The organism is Micromonospora sp. GCM10011542, from assembly GCF_042650685.1.
Taxonomy (GTDB): Bacteria; Actinomycetota; Actinomycetes; order Mycobacteriales; family Micromonosporaceae; genus Micromonospora.
Window position 1 is genome coordinate 49,783 of the sequence record NZ_JBHSBO010000031.1, and the last position, 20,798, is coordinate 70,580.

A 20,798-nucleotide genomic window follows, 5' to 3' on the forward strand; every position below is an offset into this window, starting at 1 on the left:
CCCAGACCGCAGCACCCCCATGGCGTGGGGGCGGGCCGTCCGGCGGCCACGGCCGGTCAGGCCGCGCCCCGGTCGACTCCCCCGTCGCGGAAGAAGAGCAGTTGCTCGACGAACAGGTACAGCCGCTCGATCTCCGTGGCCAGACGTAGCTGGTCGTGCCAACCCAGGCCCTCAGGTGTGAAGGGGGACAACAGGTGCGCCGCCCGCCGAATGCCGCCCTCGGACACCTCCGCCAACGCGTCCAGTAGCAGGTCCGGGTGCCGGGTCAGGCCCGTGTCGTACAACTCGCCGACCGCGCCTCGGCCTTTCGCGGCATCCAGCACGAAGAGGATCGCCGGGTCGGTCTCGCCCCGCACGTTCCGCTCGACCTGCCCGACCACGCCCGGGTACGCAAGCCGACCCGGGCCCTCGGCCGCGGACGTCGTCGCGTTCTCGTCGGCGGTGTTCTCCGACCGTCCCACCCATCGGCGATCGAGATTCGCCAGGGCGATGAGCAGGCGTTCTGCCGGCGGTCGCCGGGCGATCTTCGACCAAGCGTCGGCCCGCTGATGCTGGATGCGGTACGGAAGCTGCACATCGGCCGGGTCGGCCGCGTCGTGGGGAACGGCCGGCAGGGGCGAAGGCTCCACGTCGACGAGGTCCGCGTCATGCTGACTCTGTTCGGTCATCTGACCGAGTGCGTTCATCATGGCGCGGCGGACCACTGCCACCCGCTCGACGACGAGCGCGGACCTGAGCGCCCTGCGATGGTCCGCACGGATCCGCGTCAGCACGAAGCCGTACCGGCGGTATGGATCACGGGAATCGAGATCGGTCCACGGCGGTAGTTGCCGCACCTCCAAGATCAGTTGCAGCGGCGCTCGCCACAGGGCGGGTCCGCGATGCCGGACGCGCTCCGCGGCGATGCGGTCGAGCTCCGCCCTTGACGCTGGCTCACCGGCTCTCGCCGTCCTGGTCCGGTTGCCGTGGACCAGCACGAGAAAGGCGAGGGCTAGTGCGAACATCGCCACCAGATAGAGCAGGTTGGCCGGCAGGCTTCCGCTAACTGCCAATGTGATGATCGCCGCTCCCGTCGACAGAAGCAGCGCCAGCGAAGCGAGGAACCAGACGCGCTGCCGGTGTGTCAGGTAGACCTTGTGGATCTCGGTCAGTTCCTCTCGCTCCCGCCGTGCCCGAACCGCCTCGATCCTGTCCGTCAACCGCCGCCGCTCGTCCGGCCAGCGCAGGGCCAGTTCGTCGAAGCGCCGCTCGATTTGGCTGTCGACCTGTCGCCGGTTCGCCCCGAGGATCGCCTGCCGCAGTGCATCGGCGTCACGGGAGCGGTCCAGCCCCAGGTCGGCGAGTTCGCCGTAGAGCTTGGGAAAGTCAACCTGTTCGTATCGCCTCGTGCCGTGCCGCTCGGCGCCCTCGATCAGTGCCGTCAGCGCCCTGGCGATGGAGTCAGCGTCACGGTAGACGAGCACCTCGTCGTAGACGTCGCGCAGCAGGTGCAGCACCTCGGTGCTGGCATAGCCGATCACGATCAAGACGTGTCTCGGCTGGATACCGACCGGTGGGGCGAGACGGCCCGTACGGTCCGCCACGCTGCGGGGCATGGTCAGCCGAACCGCCACGTCCTCCTCGGCGCGTTCGGTCTCGTCGGTATAGAACATCGCCTCGCTGAGCCGGATCAGCAAGCGGCCGTCGTGTGGAGTGTCCACGATGTAGTGAAAGCCCAGCTCTGGCTCGCCGCTGATCGGCCCAAGCCGCCGCAGGACCCGACGGATCGCGCGGTCCACGTCCTCGCGGTCGAGAACCGCGACATTGTCCGGCACTGCGCTCTCGTCGATCTCCTTCGCGTCTGTGTCGAGCGCGTCGAAGGACTGGAACGCCAACTGCAGCAGGATCCGCGGATTGCCGCCGCTGTTGCGTAGGAGTTTGCGCATAGCGGCGTCGATGAACGGCCAGGGGGCCTGGTAGTCCGGGGGCACCTGCGCGCCAAACGACGCGACGACGTACCGGCCGACCAGATCGCGCGCCTCGTCGGGCTGCAACGTCGAGCAGACGATGTCGTTCGCGCCGAAGCGTTGCCGCAGGTCCTGCGGGAGCGCGTCCCAGGCGCGGTCGTTGCTTGCGACGATCAGCATGCCCCTGAGGTCGGGAACCGCCTCGACCAGAGAGTGCAGCAGCCCCGCGCCTTCCGGGATCACCCGCTCCTGAGCATCGAGGAGAAGCTTCTCGCCCTGGTCGAGGATGAGCACGAGCGGCCGACCGGCCCGCTCGCAGATCAGCGTCAACAGTTGGAGCCCGTAACGGCACTGGTCCGGCGTGTCGAGCTGCCGCGATATGCCGACGCGGCGCAGCTCCGGCTCACTGACCTGCCGCCCCAGCAACCAGTCGTACGCGGCCTCCTGCAGGGCCGGTTCCAGCAGGTAGGTCAGGGCGCGCTGGAAGTTCTTCTCGTCGCGTACGGCGTCGCGCATCCGGTCCGCCTGCGCCTCCAGCAGCAGACCGCGCTCCAACAGGTGCTCGTCGAACATCTGCAGCAGCGCGGCGGGATCCCGGCGCAGGTCGTCCTGGATATCGGCGGTCGCGGGCGACGGGTCGGCCACGGCCGACAGGGAACCAAGGAACCGCAGCGCCAGCCCGGTGAGGTCGGAGAGGGAGAGCTGCGCCATCAGCCGGCGGTACGCCTGCACGAAGTCAGGGCCATCGAGCTTGACGTACAACGGAAGCACCTGTGTGTTGCCGGGATGGGTGGCGATCTGGCCTACGGCGGCCCGGATGGCGTGGGTCTTGCCAGCGCCGTGGGCACCGTAGACGTACGCCACCTGGCCGCTGGAGACACCGCCCAACTCATGCGACCGGCGAAACCTGCTCACCAGCAGGCTCAGCCGGCGGACCTGTTGCAGGGCCACCGTGGGCGTGGCGCCGGCCCACCGTTGGTACGACTCGGCGAAGGGCCCCTCTTCGATGGCGGTGGTGGCCTGCGCGGGGAAGGGGTTGAGCCGGGGCAGCTCAGCTATCACGACGGAAGCCTCCCTCCGCGCCGGGCGGGGCGCTCTCGGCCTGCTGCACCGATTCCTCGATCCAGTGCGCGGGGATGCGTAGGTTCCGCGCGGCGGGCCAGCACTCGTCCCCGCCGTACTTACGCAACCGCCACTCCAGCAACCATCCGAGCCAGTTCAGCGCGCGCCCGACCGGTGGGCGTCGCGCGCCGAATGTCTCCCGGACGCCCTTGAGCTCGAAGGGACATTCCAGCTCGGGCGCCTCGTGCTGCCAACGGTTCCGGGTCAGCAGGTCGACGTCGTCGCCGCTCAGCAGCGGCACCTGCACCGGCAGAGCCCACCGCCGCCAGCGATCGCGCTCGTTCATCCGGTCCGAATCTGCGGTGTCGGCCGTGCGGTAGTCGTCGCGGGTGACGACGACGAGGAGATCGACCCGTGCGAACACGACGGAGAGCGTGTCGAGGAAGTCGTGGTTCTGCATGCCCTCGATCAGCAGGCCGAGTGTCCAGGCCGGCTTCATCCGCTTGCGCATGTAGTTTGCCAGGAAACCCGCCTGGGCCTGCAGATCGAGGATCTCCGGCCGGTTCGGCCCGTTGGGGATCACCTCGAGCAGCCGATCTCGGTGCTCGCCCCAGCCCCCCAGATCCATCAGCTCGTTCCGGATCGCTTTCAGCACCTCCTGCGCGCGCCCGAGGCTGTCGTGATTCTTCTCGTCGTACACGACCAACCTGAAGTCATCGCCCAGTTGGTGCAGCTCCCGATACTGGTGCGCGATGAGCTTGGCCAGCGAGGTCCGACCGGTCGCCTGGCGGCCGGACAGCAGGAAGGCCGCGGCCCTACCCGTTGCGGCCGACGCTGCGAGTTGCTCCTCGATCTGGTCGAACGGCGCCCCGACGAAGTCCACCAGCAGGGCTCGGTCCCGATCATTGCGGGGATCGAGCTCACGGTGCCGGTACGGGTCGCCCTGGGTCAGGCCGTACCGCTTGAAGTCCACGTTCGCCTTGCGGCCCCGAGGGCCGACGCCGCCGCTCATGCCGCCCGCCCGCCGAAAAGAGTGAGGTAGTCGTGGATCCGGTCCTGCTCCTCCTCGAAGGTGGATGCGGCGAACAGGTGTCCCAGCTCGGGCTGGCGGCGGTAGTGCGGTGCGACGGCGCGGTACAGGAGGGCACCCGAGTCGTCCCCATATCGGCTGCGGAAACCATCCTCGGTGAACTCCAGGCGTTCCCGGTACAGGCACTCCAGGACCACGAGCACCCGGGGATCGGTCAGCACAGCCGAGAAGAGCCGGGGCACCTGCACCCGCAGCACGGCCAGCCGAACCACCAGGTCGTCGCGCAACTCGTCCAGGCCGGGAGTCCCGGCGACGATCGCGGTCGTCACGGTAAGGAAGTTCAACACCCGCTTGATCTTGCGCGGATTCGGCCGCAGCACCGCCTGCAACAGGTCGCCGTGGCGGGCCAGCAGATCCGGATGGGCGTACGCCTCGACCAGGCGCCGGACGCTGCGCCCGTCCAGCGGCAGCAGGTACAGCGGCAGTTGGATCATTTTCTCGAGGTACTCGTCCCCGATGTCCATCATCCCGTCCGGGTCGAAGCCGAAACCCTGATACTTGATGGCCACGCCCCGGTCGACCAGTTCCTTCGAGATGGCCATCAACACGAACACCCCGGGCACATCAAGGAAGAGCTTGACCGACTCGAGCAGATCCACGATCTGGTCCGGCTCGCACCGGTCGATGTCGTCGATGAAGAAGACGACCTGAGCGCCCTGCTCACGGATGCCAGCCACCTCGTCGCGTAGCAGGTTGCGCAGATTTCGCAGCTCGCTCTCGACCTGGCTGCGCTGCGCCACGTACCGATCCACGGCCTGGTCGTACTTGTCCATGCTCAGGAAGCCCGCGGTGAGGGTGGTCAGGACTGCGTCCGCGGCGAGAGTCCCGACGACCGTGGCGACCCGGATCACGGTCTGGGCGAACCGACTCTTCCGGTCCGCCAGGAGCGTTTCCTGAAACGCGTGCAACAGCGGCACGAGCATTGTCGGCTCGTTGCGGTGCACCCAGGGATTGAAGTGCACCCGGACGAAGGCATCCGGGCTCTCCGCGTCCAGCCGCTCGTCCACCATGCTGAGGACACTCGACTTCCCGCTGCCCCACTCGCCAAGCACGCCGACGGTGAAGGGGGTCGTGCTCGTGGGGCTGGTCAGCAACGAAAGGATCGGATCAACATATCGGTCGAACCGCAGTTGGTCCTCGTCGCATCGAACGGGTGCGTCGGACAAGACGGCGAGGCCGGTCATCGCTCTTCCGATCGTCGAGGGTGCGGCGGAGAAGACAAGCGAACCTGATCGGAGTACGTAGCGCGTCAGGACTGTCACTTTAAGACAGAGAGGCCCGGGGCCGGCTACCGCCGAACGGTCGAGGCGACTGACCGGATGTCGTACCCACGGGGCTGCGGCGTCACCGGCTGCCGGTAAGCAGGCTGGATCCCTGAGCGAGAACCACGAGTTGGGCGCGGTCCGGTGGTTGGCGCCCCCTCGCACGGCGTATTCGGCTGCCATCGTTGATGGCGCGTTGACGCCGCTCGACGGTGTCCTGTGCGCTCTGCGTGCCCCAGCCACCGGCACGGCGTGCTTAGCCGCCGGCCACTGGTACCTGACAGCGAGGGGGTTGACGTGGAGACGTTCCTCAACCCGCACGGCCTGCGGGTCCCCGGGAGGCTGCCTCCCGTGACCTGCGCCGGCATGGTCGATACGCCGGTCATGCTCCGGTCCGGGATCACATCATGGTGGCTAATTCCCGACGTCTCACGCTGTCTTGTGGCCTAACTGTGCCCCAGCCCGTCCTACACTCGGCCGGTGCCGGAGTCGCGCTTCGAAATGGTGATCGCGTGTCATCAGCATCACGGGCCGCCCGCTGATCGTTTCCGGGTTTTGTAGCCCGACCGGGCCGCGCCACGGCGACAGGGTCGAAGTTCTCTACGACGGCACCGTAGTGGCCACCACCCGCGCCTTCGTTGAGCTGCGCTCCCGTCCCGGCACCGCGTCCTTCGTACTGCCTGACGTAACAGCGTCTGACGTAAAGCCCGTCTACGTCCTTCGAGCGGCTGGACACTGAGGCCGGCAGCGATGGCCACGCCGACCGCTTCGGTGGAAGGACCCGTGGGGCCGGCTAGACCAGCTTTGAGCTGAGCTGTGGGGAGGGTCCGTAGGCGCGTCCAGGGTCGTCCGGCGACGTGCGTACCGGCCGTCACTCGGTCAGTCACTCAAATCCGCACGCTCAGGGTTTCTAGTGCCGTGACCACAAACGTTGCCAGTGTCATGGCGAGGTCATGCGGCCATCCCGGCATCGCTCAATGCCGCTGGTCGTCGCCTGGAGCCCGGCGAGGGGGCGAACGCTCTTGGGGCGTCGCGTTAGCATCGATGTGTCGGCGCGAGGGGCCACTGCCCGACCGAGGGGGATCATTGGCGGCGACACGGACATCGCTCCGGCGGTGGGCCGGTGTGCCCAGGTGGGTTCGGGTAGTGGTGATCGCCGCCGTTTGTGTCTTCGCGTACGGCGGGATTGTTCACTTGGGCGACGTGCTCGGTGTCCGGCCGCGGGGTCCAAGTCCGACCATGCCGGTGTGGCTGATGTGGTACTTCACCTCGCTGACCGTGTTCGACCCGCTTGCGGTGCTGTTGCTGGCGCTGCGTCGGCTTGAAGGGCTGTTGCTCGGCTGTGTCGTGCTCGCCAGCGACGCGGTGGCGAACGGGTATGCCAACTACGTGCTGGACACCGCTCCTGGGATCACGCCCGGCCGGATCGGGCAAGCGTTCATCACGGTGCTCGCGGTCGCCCTTATCGCGGCGGCGCCCAGGGCCGCGCCCTGGCTGCATCGGCCGGGACGTGCCGGCTAATGCCGTGACCGCGAAACGTTGACGGGGTCAGGCTGCGCGGGTGGTGGGTTGGCCCCAGCGTCGTTGTCGTTCGCCGCGGATGCGGGCGCGTTCGCGGCGCTGGGCGGCCAGGATGTCGGGGTGGCGGGCGTTGGCGTTGCGCCAGCACAGGTAGGCCTGCAGTTTCCGGCTCAGGGCGGGGTGGTTGGGTGGTTCGAGCCGGCGATGACGAAGGTGCGCGGCGGCCCGAACTGCGCCTCGATCGGGTTGGCCCAAGAGGGCGCAGGTCGGGGTGAAGCACAGCTCGACCGCGCGTCTGGAACGCCGACCGCCACGTAGCGAGTCGGGCTCCGCGTTATTCAAACAGTTCTACCGGCCGATCGGCTTCAACGCGTCCATCGCGAACGCCTCCCCTGCACGGGCCACCTCGGCGACCATCAAACAGGTACCGAGCCAGTCTCCACCAGATGCGCCTCACGGACGACGACCAGCCCCGAGTCAGCCATGCGGGCCTCCGCTGACGTAGAGGACCTGGCCGGTGATGAAGTCCGCGTCCTCGGCGATGAAGAACTGGACGGCTCTGGCTACATCATGGGGCGATCCCACCCGTCCGCGTGGGATCTGTGCCGCTTGGACGGCTAGGTGCTCGTCCAGGCTGCGACCGGCACGTGCCGCGCTGACTTCAGTCATTGCTGTCTGGATGACACCTGGCCCCACGGCGTTGACGGTGATGCCGTTGGGGGCGAGGTCCAGGGCAGCCGCGCGGGTAAGTCCCTCAAGGCCCGCCTTGGCGGCGACGTAGTTGACACGTTCGTCGTGGATCCCGAGCGCGGAGATGCTCGAGATGTTTACGACACGGCCCCACCGTTGGGCGCTCATCAGGGGAGCCACGGCCTTGAGCATCAGGAAGCTGCCCCGCAGGTGCGTAGACTGCACGGCGTCCCAGTCCTCGATTGGCATGTCCAGGATGTGGTTGTCCCGGGCGAAGCCGGCATTGTTCACCAGGACGTCAACCGTCCCGAAGTAATCGCGCACCTCAGCAACGGCGCTGGCCACGGCATCCACGTCGCTGACGTCGGCGGTGACGGCCACCGCGTTACCGCCGGCGGAAGTCACCTGCTCAGCGACCCGGCCAGCGGCCTCAGCGTTGCGATCGACGACGGCCAGCTGATAGCCGGCCGCGGCAAGCTCCACCACGATGCCCGCGCCGATACCCGACGCGCCTCCGGTCACGAGGACTGTCCTGACACTCATGCGGTCACGATGCATCAACGCCAGCACAAGATCAAACGCATTTCGCGGGTCACCTTCCGCATCCACGACGGCGACCAGTTCCTCACCGAAGTCCCTCGCATCACCAAAAGGCCATCGCCAGGTTCAAGGTCCGTAAACCCGAGCCGCCCTAAAGACGCCGCGACGACACGTGTCCGGACCGTCGATCGCCCGCCAACGAGAGGCATCAGACGTCTAGAGGAAGCCAAGCTGACGCGCCGTGTCTTGATAAACCGAAACGAGCTCAGCAAGCCGAATCGGCTTGCGGGACACCATCGACAGATCCTTGCCTTCCCTGGTCCACGGCGGTGGCAATGCGTTGATCCCCTGATCGAACGCAATGCTGGCCACCTCGGTCTCCCACCCCGGCCAGCGCAGGTTCTCGTAGAACTGAGTTACCGCACCGCCGAGCATCGCTTCCAGCCAGTCGCCATACCCGAGCTCGAGATCCTGCCAAGCCAGGCTGTCCGGGCCGAAGTAATGCACAGTCGGTCTCGCGCCCGGCTCCGGCTGCAACCAGGCGAACTGTCCGCCCATTACGTCGAAGGCGACGATCACGTAACCGGCGTCGGGATTCATCTCGGAAGCCACATCCGGCAGCCCGTCGTGCCCACCGCCCAGCACCCGAAGCCATCCATGGTCGATCACCAGTCCGCCACTGTTGGCGACCACCGCCCCGAGCCACGACCTGGTCGTGATCTCCAGCGTTGTCAGGCAGGCTGCGGCCCGCTCACGGTCGGCCGGCAGCACCTCCACCGGATACGGAGCTGCCGCCACAAGCGTCGAAATCTCGGCCCACGCAGACTGGTCCACCACCTCAGCCTCGCAGAAGCATCAACCATGCAAGGTTGAGGGCCTGCCGCCAACCAACCGAGATTGTCCAGCCGGACGTGTCACCCAACATCTCGCCGGCGGAGCCAGCGCTGGTCGTGCTGGGAACCCAGCCGGCGAGGTCAATCCTCACTTGGACCCACCGGTCTGACCCTCGATCTCGAACGCAGTAATCCTGACCTTTCAACCTCTGTAACCGGCGGATCGAGCCACCGAACGCCAAGCCGCGAAGGCCCAACTGGGGTCGGCCATGTCCGCGCTGATGAAGACCGTCTCCAGGTACGTTCCATCAGCGAAGTTGTAGCCGTAAAGGGTGAACACATCACCGTCCTGGCGGTAGAGCCAGGCGGCACGATGGCCCACCCCGTCCCGGCCCTCCTCACCCACCTTGCCTACCGGGTCCGGCGGCAGTTCGGCATCGAGCGAAGCGATGATGTCGGCCCCATCGGCGCATCGCCACGGACTTCCTGGCGAGACCCGCATCATGCGACCGGACGCGCGCCACGTTGTGACACCGTCTCTGGTGCGCTCCCGCGTCCAAGCACCGGACAGCTTGATCGACCAACCACCGCCCAGCAACGTCCGCACGCCTCCAAGTGTGGCGTGCCGCTGGCGTTCCGTCGATCAGCCCCTGCGGCGCAGGTCCAGCAGGCCCGACGTGACCGAGCATCTCCCATGCCTGACCGGAGATCGTCAATTTCGAAGGTGGCCAGCATCCGTCGGCTCGGCGGGAAACGAACCGCGTGGTTTCAAGACCAGGGGGTGGAAAACCTCCAGGCGGAGTCGGATGGTTTCCGGCTTCCGACCGCCCACGGCGCTGCCTAGCGTCAATCGTGTGATCGAACTACGTGAGCTGACGAAACGCTACGGCGGCCGGGTCGCCGTCGACGGGCTGAGCGTCCGGGTGCAGCCGGGGTTGGTGACCGGCTTCCTCGGCCCGAACGGATCCGGCAAGTCCACGACGATGCGGATGATCCTCGGCCTGGATGCCCCGAACCACGGCGAGGCGCTGATCGGCGGCGTCCGGTACCGGGACCTGAACTGGCCGTTGAAGACGGTCGGCGCGCTCCTCGACGCCGGGGCGTTCCATCCCGGCCGCAGCGCCCGAGCGCACCTGACCGCGCTGGCCGCGAGCAACGACATCCCCGGTTCCCGCGTCGAGCAGGTGCTGCGCACCGTCGGTCTGTCCGACGCGGCAGGGCGGCGTGCCGGCACGTACTCCCTCGGCATGCGCCAGCGGCTCGGCGTCGCGATGGCCCTGCTCGGCGACCCGGGCGTCCTTGTGCTCGACGAGCCGGTCAACGGACTGGACCCGGAGGGCATCCGCTGGATCCGGGACCTGCTGCGCGGACTCGCAGCGGAAGGCCGGACGGTGTTCGTGTCCAGCCACCTGATCGCCGAGATAGCGCTGACCGCCGACCGGCTGGTGGTCATCGGCCGCGGTCGGCTGCTGGCCGAGACGACCGTCGCCGAACTCGCCTGCGGCGACGACAGCCTGGAGGACGCGTTCTTCCGGCTCACCTCGCAGGCCACCGACTATCGCGGAGTGGGAGCGTCATGAATAGGTACGGATTTCGGCACGCGGCCCGGATGGAACGGATCAAGCTGGGCAGCGTCCGGTCGACGTGGTTGCTGGCGATCGCCGCGGTGGTCTCGATGGCCGCGGCCGGCGCCGGGGTGGGACTCGGATACCGATCGCACACCCCGGTCGCCACCGCCGCTCAGATCCTGAACAACAGCCTCGGCGGCGCCATCGTGGCCCAGCTGCTCCTCGGCGCGCTCGGCGTCCTGACGGTGACCGGCGAATACGGCACCGCGATGATCCGCTCGACGTTCGCCGCCGTCCCGCGGCGTCGGACCGTCCTGGCCGCGAAGGTCGCCGTGTGCGGCGGCGCGGCTCTCACCGTCGGCCTACTCGCGAGCTTCGCCGGCTACCTGAGCGGGCAGCTCGCGATCCGCGGCACCGCCATCCCGGCCGCATCCCTCGGGGACGCGGCGATCCTGCGCGCGGTCGTGCTGACCGGCGTGTATCTGGGCGTCACCGCGCTGATCGGGGTCGGCATCGGGACGATCGTGCGGCACTCCGGCGCCGCGATCGGCACGCTGTTCGCTCTGATGTTCGTCCCGATGATCGTGGCCGGCCTGTTCGGCGAGAGCGGAATCCAGGTCGGCCGCTTCGTCCCGCTGCTGATGCTGCTCAACTCGATCGCGGTGACCTCGCCTATACCGGGGCTGTTCTCCAGCTGGATCAGCGTGCTGCTGATGTGCGGGTACGCGGCGGTAGCGATCCTGTGCGGCGGCGTGCTGCTGCGCCATCGCGACGCGTGACCAACGACAATGGGCCGATGACCGCGCTGCGCGCTCCGTTCACCACACTGGCCCTGCGCCGGGCGGTGTTCTGCGTCGTCGGCGTGGTCAGCGCGGTCGCGATCCTGAGCGTACCGGCGGTCGTGCCGGCCCTGGGCGTCCTCGTCCTCTGGGCGACCGGCGCCATGTCCCACCAGCCCGCACCTGCCGTCGCACCGGTGTTCCTGGTCCTGTTTCCGCTCACCATCGCGCTCCTAGTCGTGCTGGCCGCCCCGGCCGGGCGCGCGATGGGAGCCGTGCACCGCTCACTCGCCGACCGGCTGCTCGACGTACACGTGGACGCCCCGCCGCCCCGGCTCTCGAAGCGGATCAGCGCCGTGGTCTCCGACGGAGCGGGCTGGCGGGCCGTCGGGTACGGCCTGCTCAAGGTGCCGCTGGCCATCCCCGAAGGTTACGGCGCGTTCTGCTACGTGTTCGGCCTGGTCAACCTCAGCTACCCGGTGTGGTGGCCGCTGTTTCGCAACCACCCGCCCGGAACGCGGCTCGGACCGGTGTGGGCGCTGACGCCGTTCGGCGCCATCGGTACGCGGACGTTCGCCGGAACGTTCCTCATCGCCGCGGCCGGCCTCGCCATGCTGCTGGTCGCACCGTGGTTGATGCGGGCAGGTACGGCACTGGACCTTGCCGCCATGCGACGGCTGCTCGGTCCGCGTCGGCTCGCCGAGCGGGTACGCGAACTGCAGGTCACCCGGGCCCGCGCGATCGACGACGCGGCCGCGATGATGCGCAGGCTGGAACGGGACCTGCACGACGGCGCGCAGATCCGGTTGGCCACGCTGGCGATGAACCTCGGCATGGCAACCGAGAAACTCGGTGTCGACGGCCCGCCGCCCGACCTCGTGCAGGCCCGCGAACTGGTCGCGCTCGCCCACCGCGGAGCGAAGGATGCGCTCGCCGACCTGCGCGACCTGGTGCGCGGGATCCACCCGCCGGTCCTCGACAGCGGCCTCGGCGACGCGCTGGCGACGCTCGCGACGAGCAGCGCCATCCCGGTCGCGGTGACCGTCGAGCTGCCCGACCGTCCGGCGCCCGCGATCGAGACCATCGCCTACTTCTGCGCCTCCGAGCTGCTCGCGAACACGGCCAAACACAGCCAGGCGACCCGGATCGGGCTCGGCGTCGTCCGATCCGGCGAGCGGCTGATGCTGACCGTCGAGGACGACGGCGTCGGCGGGGCGAACCCGGACGGTCCCGGCCTGTCCGGCCTGGCCCGCCGCATCGCCGTCGTGGACGGCCGGATGCGCGTGGACAGTCCGACCGGCGGTCCGACCCGGGTCGCGATCGCGCTGCCCACACGGGTGTGAACGGAGGCGACGACATGCGGGTGGTGATCGCGGAAGATGCCGCGATGATGCGCGAAGGGCTGGTCCGGCTGCTCACCGACCGCGGTTTCGAGGTGTGCGCGGCGGTCGCCGACGCGGACGCGTTGCGGTCCGCGATCGCCGCGGACGCGCCGGACGTGGCCATCATCGACATCCGGATGCCACCGACGCACACCGACGAAGGACTGCGCGCCGCGATCGACATCCGCCGCGACCATCCCGGCGTCGGTGTGCTGGTGTTCTCCCAGTACGTGGAGACCCGCTACGCGACCCGCCTGCTCGCCCACCGGCCGGCCGGCGTCGGATACCTGCTCAAGGACCGCGTCGCCGACGTCGCCGATTTCGTCGACGCGCTGACCCGGGTGGCCTCCGGCGGCACCGCACTGGATCCGGATGTGGTCGGCCACCTCATGCGGGCCGGGCAGGACACGGCCGGGGTGGCGTCGCTGACCCCCCGGGAGCGTGAGGTGCTCTCGCTGATGGCCGAGGGACGATCCAACGCCGGGATCGCGGCGGCTCTTGTCATCACCTCCGGGGTCGTCGAGAAGCACGTTGCGAACATCTTCGCGAAACTCGGTCTGCCGTCCTCGGAGAGCGACAACCGCCGGGTCCTGGCCGTCCTCCGCCACGTCAGCGGCGGCTGATTTCACGTGATGCTTCTGTCTGCACGTACGCTCGCCCGGGCCGGGCACGTCGCTCTTGTCGAGCCACTGCCCCGCTCCCCCACCGAGCGACGAGCCTCACCTGGGTCCGCTGCCACACGTCATGCCGCTTTTCGCGCAGCGCGGCGAGGAGGTTCCGCACCGTTCAGCGGCGCCATCCAGCGCAGGTGTCCGTCGACGCGTACCAGGCTCACCGGCCGGGTGGACTCCGGTCCGTGCCACGCCAGGCAGCCTTCCTCGGCACCCTCGCCATGGTGCGGAGCGAACGCCGGCTCCAGCCAGAGGTGGTACAGGGGACCGCCGTCTCCGATCGAGTCGACCGCCTTGTCGAACGCGGCGCGCCGCTCCGCCGGCACGTGCATCCGGGTCGCGGAGTGGAACACCAGCCGGGCCTCGCCTGGGGGCAACTGCCGGCCAAGGTCCGGGCAGACATCAACCGCGTCACCAGCGATGATCCGGACCGGCTCGGCCACCGCCTGCTCCAGCGCGGCGTCGAGCAGGCCGGCGGCCGATCGGTCCTCGGGCCAGATCAGCGCCCGCAGCCAGCGCCGCTGATCGGGGTCGAGGACATCGACCGGATGGAGGTCGACCCCCGTCCGGCTACCGATCTCGGGCAGGTGGGTGAGGTCGGGTGCGGGTCCGTCACCCCGCCATTCGCTCTCCACCGTCACCCGTGCGTCCGGGGATCCGAAGACCCGGCCGCCGAGCCGGTAGCGGTAGCGGTCGACGTGCAGGTGCAAGCCGGCGCTCGCACCGACCTCGACCAGATGCACCGGACCGTCGACGACGTCCCGCAGAGCCGCGAGGGCGAAGCGCAGGGCCAGGACGCGACGCACGACATTGGACTGCACCAGCCGGGTGGCGATGAGTTCCTCCACCTGCGTGCGGTAGCTGCGGCAGAAGTCGAGAAAGACCGCGCCGGCGGCTGCCGGGTCGCGCGCCGGCGTACCGACGACCGACGGATAGAAGTCACGCAGGTCATGCTCGACGCCGCTCAGCAACAGGTGGTGCACCGCGCCGAAGAGGAGGAACGACGGCTGCTGGCCCGGCCGCCGGTGCAGCAGGAGCTCCAGGGTCAGCTCGTCGTCGGCGACGACCTCGCACAGCGCCCGGTAAAGCGGGGAGGCCTTGAAGGTGTCGCCTGACTGCCGGAAGTGCCCGGCGAGTTCGGTGAGTTCCTCAGCCCTGGTCATGGTGCTCCCGTCGCATCGAGTCTGACGACCCGCCGCGGAGTGGCCGATCACGGCGGGCCGGATCCTGCACACCCTTCAACACCCCGACCGTGCTCGCAAGCGACGCACGACCGAGCGCTCGTGGCATCGACGCCCGGATAGGCGCTCTTCCCCGACGACCGATCCGGTGTTCGGCGTACGGGGCTCACCTGGGGGATGCCGGCCGGAACGCCTCGTCCTCGCAGCGTCCGGCGATGTATCTGGTACGCGGTGAACGCTCAGTTTCCGTAGACTTCGCCGGTGCAAATGATCTCCATGCAGCCTGGCCCCTTGTCGACGGACGCCGTCGCCCTTCGGGAAGCCATCGCGCGGGCACGAACCGGTCTTGTCGACCGGGAGGTGGTCGCCGAGGTTGTGGTGCTGTGCGCCGTCGCCGGCGAGCACGTGCTCGTCATCGGTGCGCCGGGCACCGCCAAGTCCGAGGCCGTACGGCGAACGGCTGATCAGCTCGGCGGTCGGTACTTCGAGTACCTGCTCGGACGGTTCACCGAGCCGAGCGAGATTTTTGGCCCGGTCGACCTGCGCCGGCTGCGTGAGGGATTGGTGGAGTTCGAGACCGCGGGCATGCTGCCTGAGGCGGAGGTGGCGTTCCTCGACGAGGTCTTCCTTGGCTCGACGGCGGTCCTCAACACCCTCCTGGGGATCTTGAACGAACGAGTGTTTCGGCGCGGATCGACTCTCCTGTCGTGCCCGCTGCGGGTCTGTGTCGGCGCCGCCAACAGCCTGCCCGACGATCCGGCCCTCGCCGCGTTCGCCGACCGGTTCCTGGCCCGCGTCTTCGTCTCTGCGGTCCCGGACGCGCGACTCGACGAGCTGTTGGAGGTGGGGTGGAGCGCCGGTTCTCGGCTGTCCGATCCGGCGGAATCACTGCTGCCGGCGGTGGATCGGCTGTCCGAGGCGGCTCGTGGGTGTGATCTCAAGGGTGTCCGCGACCAGCTGGGTGCCGCGATCCGTCGGCTGCGTCAGGCGGGTGTACCGATCAGCGACCGCCGGGCAGTGCGTTCGCAGCGTCTGGTGGCCGCTGCGGCGGCACTGGACGGGCGCACCGCGGCGACCGCCGAAGATCTCTGGGTGCTTCCGCTGATCGCGCCGACCCTCGACGCTCAGGCCTCGGCCCGGGAGGTGCTGTCGGACCTGGTGGCGCTGGGAAGAAATTCCAGTCTGGTGTACGCGGCCGAAGAGTTCACCCGGGGCCAGCAGGCCCGCGCGGACCGGCTGGTCGAGGCTGGCCGTCGCCTGCTCGACGAGTTGGGCACGGGGCCGCTGACGCACGATGACCGGCTGCGCGTCGAAGCGACGCTGCGGGAGATCGACGCGGGGTTCGTCCTGGCCGACGCCTCGACGGCGCTGCAGGACATGCGAGGCCTCCTGGTCGCCGTGATCCAGCAGTGAGCGCACCTCCCCTGTCCCTGCGGTGGCGTCGGCGCGACGAACCGCTGCCCGCTGTGGCCGTGGCCGCGTCCGGTGCCGTGGTGACCCAGCTGGGCGCGGACGCGCTGATGCGGGTGACCGCTGGCGCCCACCTGCGCGCCTGCGTGGGGCGGGAACAGAGCTGGTTGGTCGTGCTCGGCGACGAGGCAGACCTACCGTGGGCCGACGGTGCCGTCTACCTCGGTTGGGACGGTGGTCTGCTGGTACCAACGCTCGCCCAGCCCTGGCCATGCGCCGATCTGCTGCGCGAGCCGCTACGCCGCCTCACCAAGCAGCAGACCGGACTGATCGCATTGTTGCCCGAACTGGTCCTGGCCGGTCCACTGCCGCGGGAGCCGCTCGACCCCGCCCGGCTGGCACCCTCATGACCGACCCCTTGACCCTCCCGGCGTCGCTGGCTCCCTGGGCGCCGGCGCTGTCCGCTCTGACCGGCGACGTGGCACTTGCCCTGGGCCCGCTGGTACGACGGATCGATGACCTGATCTCCGGGACGGAGGACGGCTCCACGGGCGAAGGCCAACCGGACGGGTACGCCGGACTGGCAGCTCGTGGCCCCATCGAGCGGCTCCTCCCGTCGCAGTTGCTGCTGATGCAGGAGCTACCGGACGAGTTCGTCCGCCGCGCCGCGGGCGGGGAGCTTCTCTACCTGGCGCCGGCCACCCGATCCGATGCGGCGCGTGGACGGGTGGCCGTCCTCGTCGACACCGGCCCAGGGCAGCTGGGCGCCGCCCGGCTGGTCCAGCTCGCCGCGCTCGTCGTCCTGCATCGGCGGGCTGCCAGCCAGGGGCGGTCGTTGGTGCTCGGAGTGCTGGGTGAACAACCGGGCACCTGGCGCGACGGTGACCTGCGTGCACAGCTCGCACGCTGGTTGGTCGCCCGCAGCGCTACCGAGCCGGACCCGTCGACCGTGCGGGAGTGGACCGAGCAGCTGGATGCGGCCGATCAGGCGTGGCTGCTGACCGGGCCGCACCTGGCCAGCCACCTGCCGAACAGGAATCGGGTGCTGGTGAGTTACGAGCAGGAGTGGGGTGTCGACGGAGCGAGCACTGTGCGAGTCGTCGTCGGCGAACGACACCTCGACCTCCCGCTGCCGTCCGGCGAGGTCGCGCTGCGGGTCCTACGCGGCACCGGCTTCCGCGACGCCGCCGTCGGGGTCAGCGCCGGTGCCGGTCCGCTGCGGGCGCCGACGTTCCCGAGCGCCGCGCCGTACCTGATCGCCCGCGGCGACGGCCCGACCGAGGTCGTCTCGGTCCGGGTGCCGACCGGGCGACCACGACGACATCAACTGCCCGGTCCGGTGTTGGCCGCCTCCTGGTTCGGCCGCCGACTCGCTGTCCTCACCTGCGTCGACGAGACGCTGCGGGCGGTCGTGATCGGTAAACCGCTGGGCCGGCTGCAGGAGCTCGCCGTACCGCTGGCCACCGTCGGCTTATCGGTCGGCGATGTCGAGGCGGCCGCGAACGGAACGCTGTCACCGCTCTACTTCCAGGGCGGCGACCTGCTGTGCGAGTTCGGCGGCGACTGGCATCTACTGTCCACCAGGGACAGTCACCGGCTGCCGTCCTACGCGACGGTCGCCCCGGGCAGACAGATGGACGGCCCGCGGGTGGCCTGGCGCAACGGCGCCCACATCCGGGTCGCGGGCCTGTCCGGCGAGGTGGCGATCCCCGCTACTGCCCAGGTCGTCCTCGGCGCCGGGACGAGGACGGCCTGGTCGCTGGACGGCACCACCTGGCGCATCCACGCCGCGCCCGGCCTCGTCGGCGACGTGACGGTCCCGCAGGAGACAAAGGTCATCGGCGTGGTCGACATCGACGGCCCGCAGCTGGTGACCCTGTCGAGCGGCGGACTGATCGTGCGCCTGGTCTCGCCGGCTCGGACCCAGACCCTCACCCGCTGGTCGGGTGGAGTCGGTCAGCCGGCCCTGCACCCGAGCGAGCCATGGCTGGCCGTGCCACGCCCGGACGGGCTGATCGAGGTCGCCGACCTCGCCGCGAACCACGTCCTGCGCACGGTCGGAAGCACCGCATGAGTGCGTTCCGCGGTCGGCTCCCGGCCCGCGCCCTTCTCATCGACGTATGCCTGATCGGGGAGGCCGAGGCGCGCCGGCGGGTCGTCGAAACCTGGCAGCCCGCTGCCGCACTGTTCGAACTGCCCGGCGGAGCATGGCTGCTGGAGTTCGCCCAGGCGGTCGAGGTGCGCGCGGAACTGGCTGCCGGCCTCGTTCTCGTCGACAGCGACGGCGTCCTGCACCCCAGCGGCACGCCCGTCGAGGGCGCCAGAGCCGGCGACGTGCTGATCCCCCTCGCGGGCGCGACGACCCGGGTGGGCCGGGCCACGCTGACCCTCGTCGACCGAAGTTCCTGGATCGACCTGACCGCCCTGCGGATCGAGCCGCTCGCGGCACTGGACCGCCCGGTTGTCGCGGCGGCCGCACCAGCGCCCTGGCAACCGCCCCCACCCGCACCCGACCTACGCGCGATGGCCGGTGTCGCGTCGCCGCCGCAGCGGACCCGTCGGCTGTTGTCTGCGTCCACCCGATCGAGCCGTCGGCGCCAGCTCCCCGACACCGTCGTCGCGAAGATCGTCGCGGTCGGCGCGGCCATCCTCGTGTACGGCCTCGCCGCGCTCGTCGCCGCGCCGCTCCCGATGCTGGTTGTCGGCGCCGGTGCGGCCCTGCTGTACGGCATAAGCAAAATAGCCGCGTCGGGTACCGCCGCGTCGGCGGACGGTGGCGTACCGCAGACCAGTCGCGGCACGTCGTCGGGTAGCTGGTGGAACGCGCTGGTCACTCGGCTCGTGCTGGCCAGCCGCGCCGCTCGGCTGGCGGTCAGCGCGCAGCACCGCTATGTACGGCGGCTCAGCGCCGCCTTCGAGCGTCGTGACTGGGACAGGGCCCTGCGTGGAGCGATCTCGGTGAGCGGCCCCGGCGGACGCCCGACACTTCGCCTCCCCCGACCACGCACCGGCGACCTGGTGCCGCACCCGCATCTCGAGGGCGGACCGGCGCTCCCACTCGATTTCGGGGCCCAGCAGCATCTGCGCACGCTCTACCGGCAGGCGGCCACGGAACTCGACCGCGCCGGACGGGTAGAGGAATCCGCGTTCATCCTCGCGGACCTGCTTGGCCTCCCGGTCGAGGCGGTCGCACTGCTGGAGCGACACCGCAGGTACCGGCTCGCCGCCCAGCTCGCCGAAGGACGTGAACTCGACCCGGACCTGACGGTCAGGCTGTGGTGGCAGGTTGGCGATCGCGACCGCGCACTGCAGGTGGCGCGGACCCGGGGCGCATTTGCCGGAGCCGTCGAGCGTCTGGCCCGGGTCGATGTCGCGGCGGCCCGGCAGTTGCGTGCCGAGTGGGTACGTGCACGGCAGGCCGCCGACGATCATGTCGGCGCCGTCGACGCGGCCTGGCCCGACGACGAGCTGCGCCCGCTCGCGGTGACGAACATCCAGGCCGGCATGGCGCTCGGCGGGCACACCGCGGGGTACCTGTTCGCACACCTGGTCACCTGGCGCCCGACCGCCGACACCGTGACCACCGCGATCGCCCTGCTCGACGGCCGAGACGGGGAGTTGGCGCCGGCCCAGCACGGCTTCGTGACCGCTCTGGCCGAGCTGCGCTGCGCCGACAGGGCACAGGACCGCCGACTCTGCACCGCCGCGCTCCGTCTCCTGGTTCGGGATGCAGGACGTGATCCCGCGGTAGATGCCGACGAGCGCAGGCGGGTCGCCGGCAGGCTCCGGCAACGGGCAGACCGCCTGGCCGCCGCCGACCTGCCACCGCTGCCCGCTGGGCGGACACCTGCCCAGGGCACCCGGGTCGACATCACGGCGGCCGGCGAGGCGGGACAACTGCCGATCCATGACGCGGTCCTGCTCTCCGGCCGCACCATCCTGACCGCGCACGGCGAGTTCGGCGTACGCCTGATCGGCCTGGACGGCCGGACGCGCGCCGCCTGGGACGCGCCCGCGCACCAGCTTGTCGTTGCTGATCACGGCGCCAACGTCCTGCTCGTCGCGCGGCGCGGCCCCTCCTGCGAAGTCCGCAGCCTGGATCTGAGCGCGCGCCGGCTACGGCCACCAGTCGCCATCACCGCACACCAGGTGCTGCCCAGCTACGACGGCGCACTACTCACCGTCGTCGACGACGACGGCATCGCGTTCGTCGACCTGACCGCCGACCTCCCCCGCATCAGCTGGCGCGAACTGGACCCCACCATCGCGGTGCTGGACATCGCCCGGAGCCCGACCAGCCTCGCCGCACTGGTCCGGGTCACCCACCAGACAGGCATGGGAGCAGCCAGCACCGAGGTGTGGCGCTGGGACCTGCCCTCCCTCATGCTGCGGGCCCGCCGAACAGTCGATCTCGACGGCCTCGCCAGCGTCGCGGTGCTCGCGTCCTCGACGCTGGTGACGACCAGCCACGATGAGCACGCCGACACCTACCAGGTCAACGGGCATCGTGCAGCGGCCCAAACTGTCGACACGAAGCCCGCGCTGCTGGTTAGCGGCGGGATGTCCGCCCTGCGCATCGACGGTCCGGACGACACCACTGTGGAGATCGTCGACGCTGACCTCAGGGTCGTCTTCCCGCCCGCCGTCGGCGCGATCGGCATCCGAGGGCACGCAGACACCCTCACCGTTTGGGAGCAGAACGGCAGACTGGTCGTCATTGACCTCACGCTCCGCCAGGCCATCGCGCGCCTGCGGACGCACCTCTAGGACGAATCACCTCACCCGCCAGCCTCGTCCGGCTCGCCGCGATCATCAGGCGTGCGTCCGGCGGTCCCACCCACCGTCGGCAACCCCGCCAACCCT

16 protein-coding genes and 1 pseudogene are annotated in these 20,798 nt (G+C 69.7%); 9 read left to right on the plus strand and 8 right to left on the minus strand.

The window, feature by feature from the left end; all coding sequences use genetic code 11:
* Positions 1–56: 56 nt before the first annotated feature.
* From ACFOW4_RS10775 to ACFOW4_RS10785, 3 genes are read right to left on the minus strand one after another with little or no spacing between them, the layout of a single operon-like run.
* Entirely contained in the window at positions 57–3,008 is a 2,952-nt protein-coding gene (locus ACFOW4_RS10775) for a hypothetical protein (protein ID WP_377526702.1), read from the minus strand.
* The gene (locus ACFOW4_RS10780; RefSeq protein ID WP_377526704.1) at positions 2,998–4,020 is read right to left on the minus strand and encodes a hypothetical protein; all 1,023 of its coding nucleotides are present in this window, start codon (positions 4,018–4,020) and stop codon (positions 2,998–3,000) included. The genes ACFOW4_RS10775 and ACFOW4_RS10780 overlap by 11 nt, the downstream gene beginning before the upstream one ends.
* On the minus strand, positions 4,017–5,543 hold the full coding sequence (locus ACFOW4_RS10785; protein WP_377526705.1) for a P-loop NTPase fold protein: 1,527 nt from the start codon (positions 5,541–5,543) through the stop codon (positions 4,017–4,019). The genes ACFOW4_RS10780 and ACFOW4_RS10785 overlap by 4 nt, the downstream gene beginning before the upstream one ends.
* 963 nt (positions 5,544–6,506) lie before the next feature.
* Here ACFOW4_RS10785 and ACFOW4_RS10790 point away from each other — a divergent pair.
* On the plus strand, positions 6,507–6,881 hold the full coding sequence (locus ACFOW4_RS10790; RefSeq protein ID WP_377526707.1) for a hypothetical protein: 375 nt from the start codon (positions 6,507–6,509) through the stop codon (positions 6,879–6,881).
* A gap of 27 nt (positions 6,882–6,908) precedes the next feature.
* On the opposite strand, the pseudogene ACFOW4_RS10795 reads toward ACFOW4_RS10790, so the two are convergent.
* The 4 genes and pseudogenes from ACFOW4_RS10795 to ACFOW4_RS10810 all read right to left on the minus strand — a co-directional run.
* A pseudogene (locus tag ACFOW4_RS10795) lies at positions 6,909–7,181 on the minus strand (hypothetical protein); the annotation flags it as partial.
* A gap of 177 nt (positions 7,182–7,358) precedes the next feature.
* Positions 7,359–8,180, minus strand: coding sequence for an SDR family NAD(P)-dependent oxidoreductase (locus ACFOW4_RS10800; protein ID WP_377526708.1), 822 nt, complete (start codon positions 8,178–8,180; stop codon positions 7,359–7,361).
* A 147-nt stretch (positions 8,181–8,327) separates the two neighbouring features.
* A complete protein-coding gene (locus ACFOW4_RS10805; RefSeq protein WP_377526711.1) occupies positions 8,328–8,945 on the minus strand; it encodes a DUF2625 family protein in 618 nt (205 codons plus the stop codon).
* Positions 8,946–9,146: 201 nt separating this feature from the next.
* A complete protein-coding gene (locus tag ACFOW4_RS10810; RefSeq protein WP_377526713.1) occupies positions 9,147–9,551 on the minus strand; it encodes a hypothetical protein in 405 nt (134 codons plus the stop codon).
* 247 nt (positions 9,552–9,798) lie between these two features.
* On the opposite strand from ACFOW4_RS10810, the gene ACFOW4_RS10815 reads away from it, so the two are divergent.
* From ACFOW4_RS10815 to ACFOW4_RS10830, 4 genes are read left to right on the plus strand one after another with little or no spacing between them, the layout of a single operon-like run.
* Entirely contained in the window at positions 9,799–10,524 is a 726-nt protein-coding gene (locus ACFOW4_RS10815; protein ID WP_377526715.1) for an ABC transporter ATP-binding protein, read from the plus strand.
* A gap of 29 nt (positions 10,525–10,553) precedes the next feature.
* Complete coding sequence (locus ACFOW4_RS10820; RefSeq protein ID WP_377526716.1) at positions 10,554–11,291, plus strand: ABC transporter permease; 738 nt, start codon at positions 10,554–10,556, stop codon at positions 11,289–11,291.
* A 17-nt stretch (positions 11,292–11,308) separates the two neighbouring features.
* Positions 11,309–12,634 (plus strand): sensor domain-containing protein, encoded by a 1,326-nt coding sequence (locus tag ACFOW4_RS10825; protein ID WP_377526719.1) that lies wholly within the window; start codon positions 11,309–11,311, stop codon positions 12,632–12,634.
* A gap of 14 nt (positions 12,635–12,648) precedes the next feature.
* Positions 12,649–13,296, plus strand: a complete 648-nt coding sequence (locus ACFOW4_RS10830; RefSeq protein ID WP_377526721.1) for a response regulator — start codon at positions 12,649–12,651, stop codon at positions 13,294–13,296.
* A gap of 119 nt (positions 13,297–13,415) precedes the next feature.
* Here ACFOW4_RS10830 and ACFOW4_RS10835 read toward each other — a convergent pair whose 3' ends face one another.
* Complete coding sequence (locus ACFOW4_RS10835) at positions 13,416–14,507, minus strand: DUF2332 domain-containing protein (protein WP_377526724.1); 1,092 nt, start codon at positions 14,505–14,507, stop codon at positions 13,416–13,418.
* A gap of 309 nt (positions 14,508–14,816) precedes the next feature.
* On the opposite strand from ACFOW4_RS10835, the gene ACFOW4_RS10840 reads away from it, so the two are divergent.
* From ACFOW4_RS10840 to ACFOW4_RS10855, 4 genes are read left to right on the plus strand one after another with little or no spacing between them, the layout of a single operon-like run.
* Positions 14,817–15,938: an AAA family ATPase gene (locus tag ACFOW4_RS10840; RefSeq protein WP_377526725.1), complete on the plus strand. Its 1,122-nt coding sequence runs from the start codon at positions 14,817–14,819 to the stop codon at positions 15,936–15,938.
* Entirely contained in the window at positions 15,935–16,345 is a 411-nt protein-coding gene (locus ACFOW4_RS10845) for a hypothetical protein (protein ID WP_377526727.1), read from the plus strand. The genes ACFOW4_RS10840 and ACFOW4_RS10845 overlap by 4 nt, the downstream gene beginning before the upstream one ends.
* The gene (locus ACFOW4_RS10850) at positions 16,342–18,009 is read left to right on the plus strand and encodes a hypothetical protein (protein ID WP_377526728.1); all 1,668 of its coding nucleotides are present in this window, start codon (positions 16,342–16,344) and stop codon (positions 18,007–18,009) included. Before ACFOW4_RS10845 ends, ACFOW4_RS10850 begins: the two co-directional genes overlap by 4 nt.
* Positions 18,006–20,702: a bpX6 domain-containing protein gene (locus ACFOW4_RS10855; protein WP_377526730.1), complete on the plus strand. Its 2,697-nt coding sequence runs from the start codon at positions 18,006–18,008 to the stop codon at positions 20,700–20,702. The genes ACFOW4_RS10850 and ACFOW4_RS10855 overlap by 4 nt, the downstream gene beginning before the upstream one ends.
* Positions 20,703–20,798: the final 96 nt, after the last annotated feature.

Bases quoted from the DNA above. Each gene is read 5' to 3' on its own strand.
- ACFOW4_RS10780 (WP_377526704.1), bottom strand. From the start codon at position 4,020: ATGAGCGGCGGCGTCGGCCCTCGGGGCCGCAAGGCGAACGTGGACTTC.
- ACFOW4_RS10785 (WP_377526705.1), bottom strand. From the start codon at position 5,543: ATGGCAGCCGAATACGCCGTGCGAGGGGGCGCCAACCACCGGACCGCG.
- ACFOW4_RS10820 (WP_377526716.1), top strand. From the start codon at position 10,554: ATGGAACGGATCAAGCTGGGCAGCGTCCGGTCGACGTGGTTGCTGGCG.
- ACFOW4_RS10825 (WP_377526719.1), top strand. From the start codon at position 11,309: ATGACCGCGCTGCGCGCTCCGTTCACCACACTGGCCCTGCGCCGGGCG.
- ACFOW4_RS10830 (WP_377526721.1), top strand. From the start codon at position 12,649: ATGCGGGTGGTGATCGCGGAAGATGCCGCGATGATGCGCGAAGGGCTG.
- ACFOW4_RS10835 (WP_377526724.1), bottom strand. From the start codon at position 14,507: ATGACCAGGGCTGAGGAACTCACCGAACTCGCCGGGCACTTCCGGCAG.
- ACFOW4_RS10850 (WP_377526728.1), top strand. From the start codon at position 16,342: ATGACCGACCCCTTGACCCTCCCGGCGTCGCTGGCTCCCTGGGCGCCG.
- ACFOW4_RS10855 (WP_377526730.1), top strand. From the start codon at position 18,006: ATGAGTGCGTTCCGCGGTCGGCTCCCGGCCCGCGCCCTTCTCATCGAC.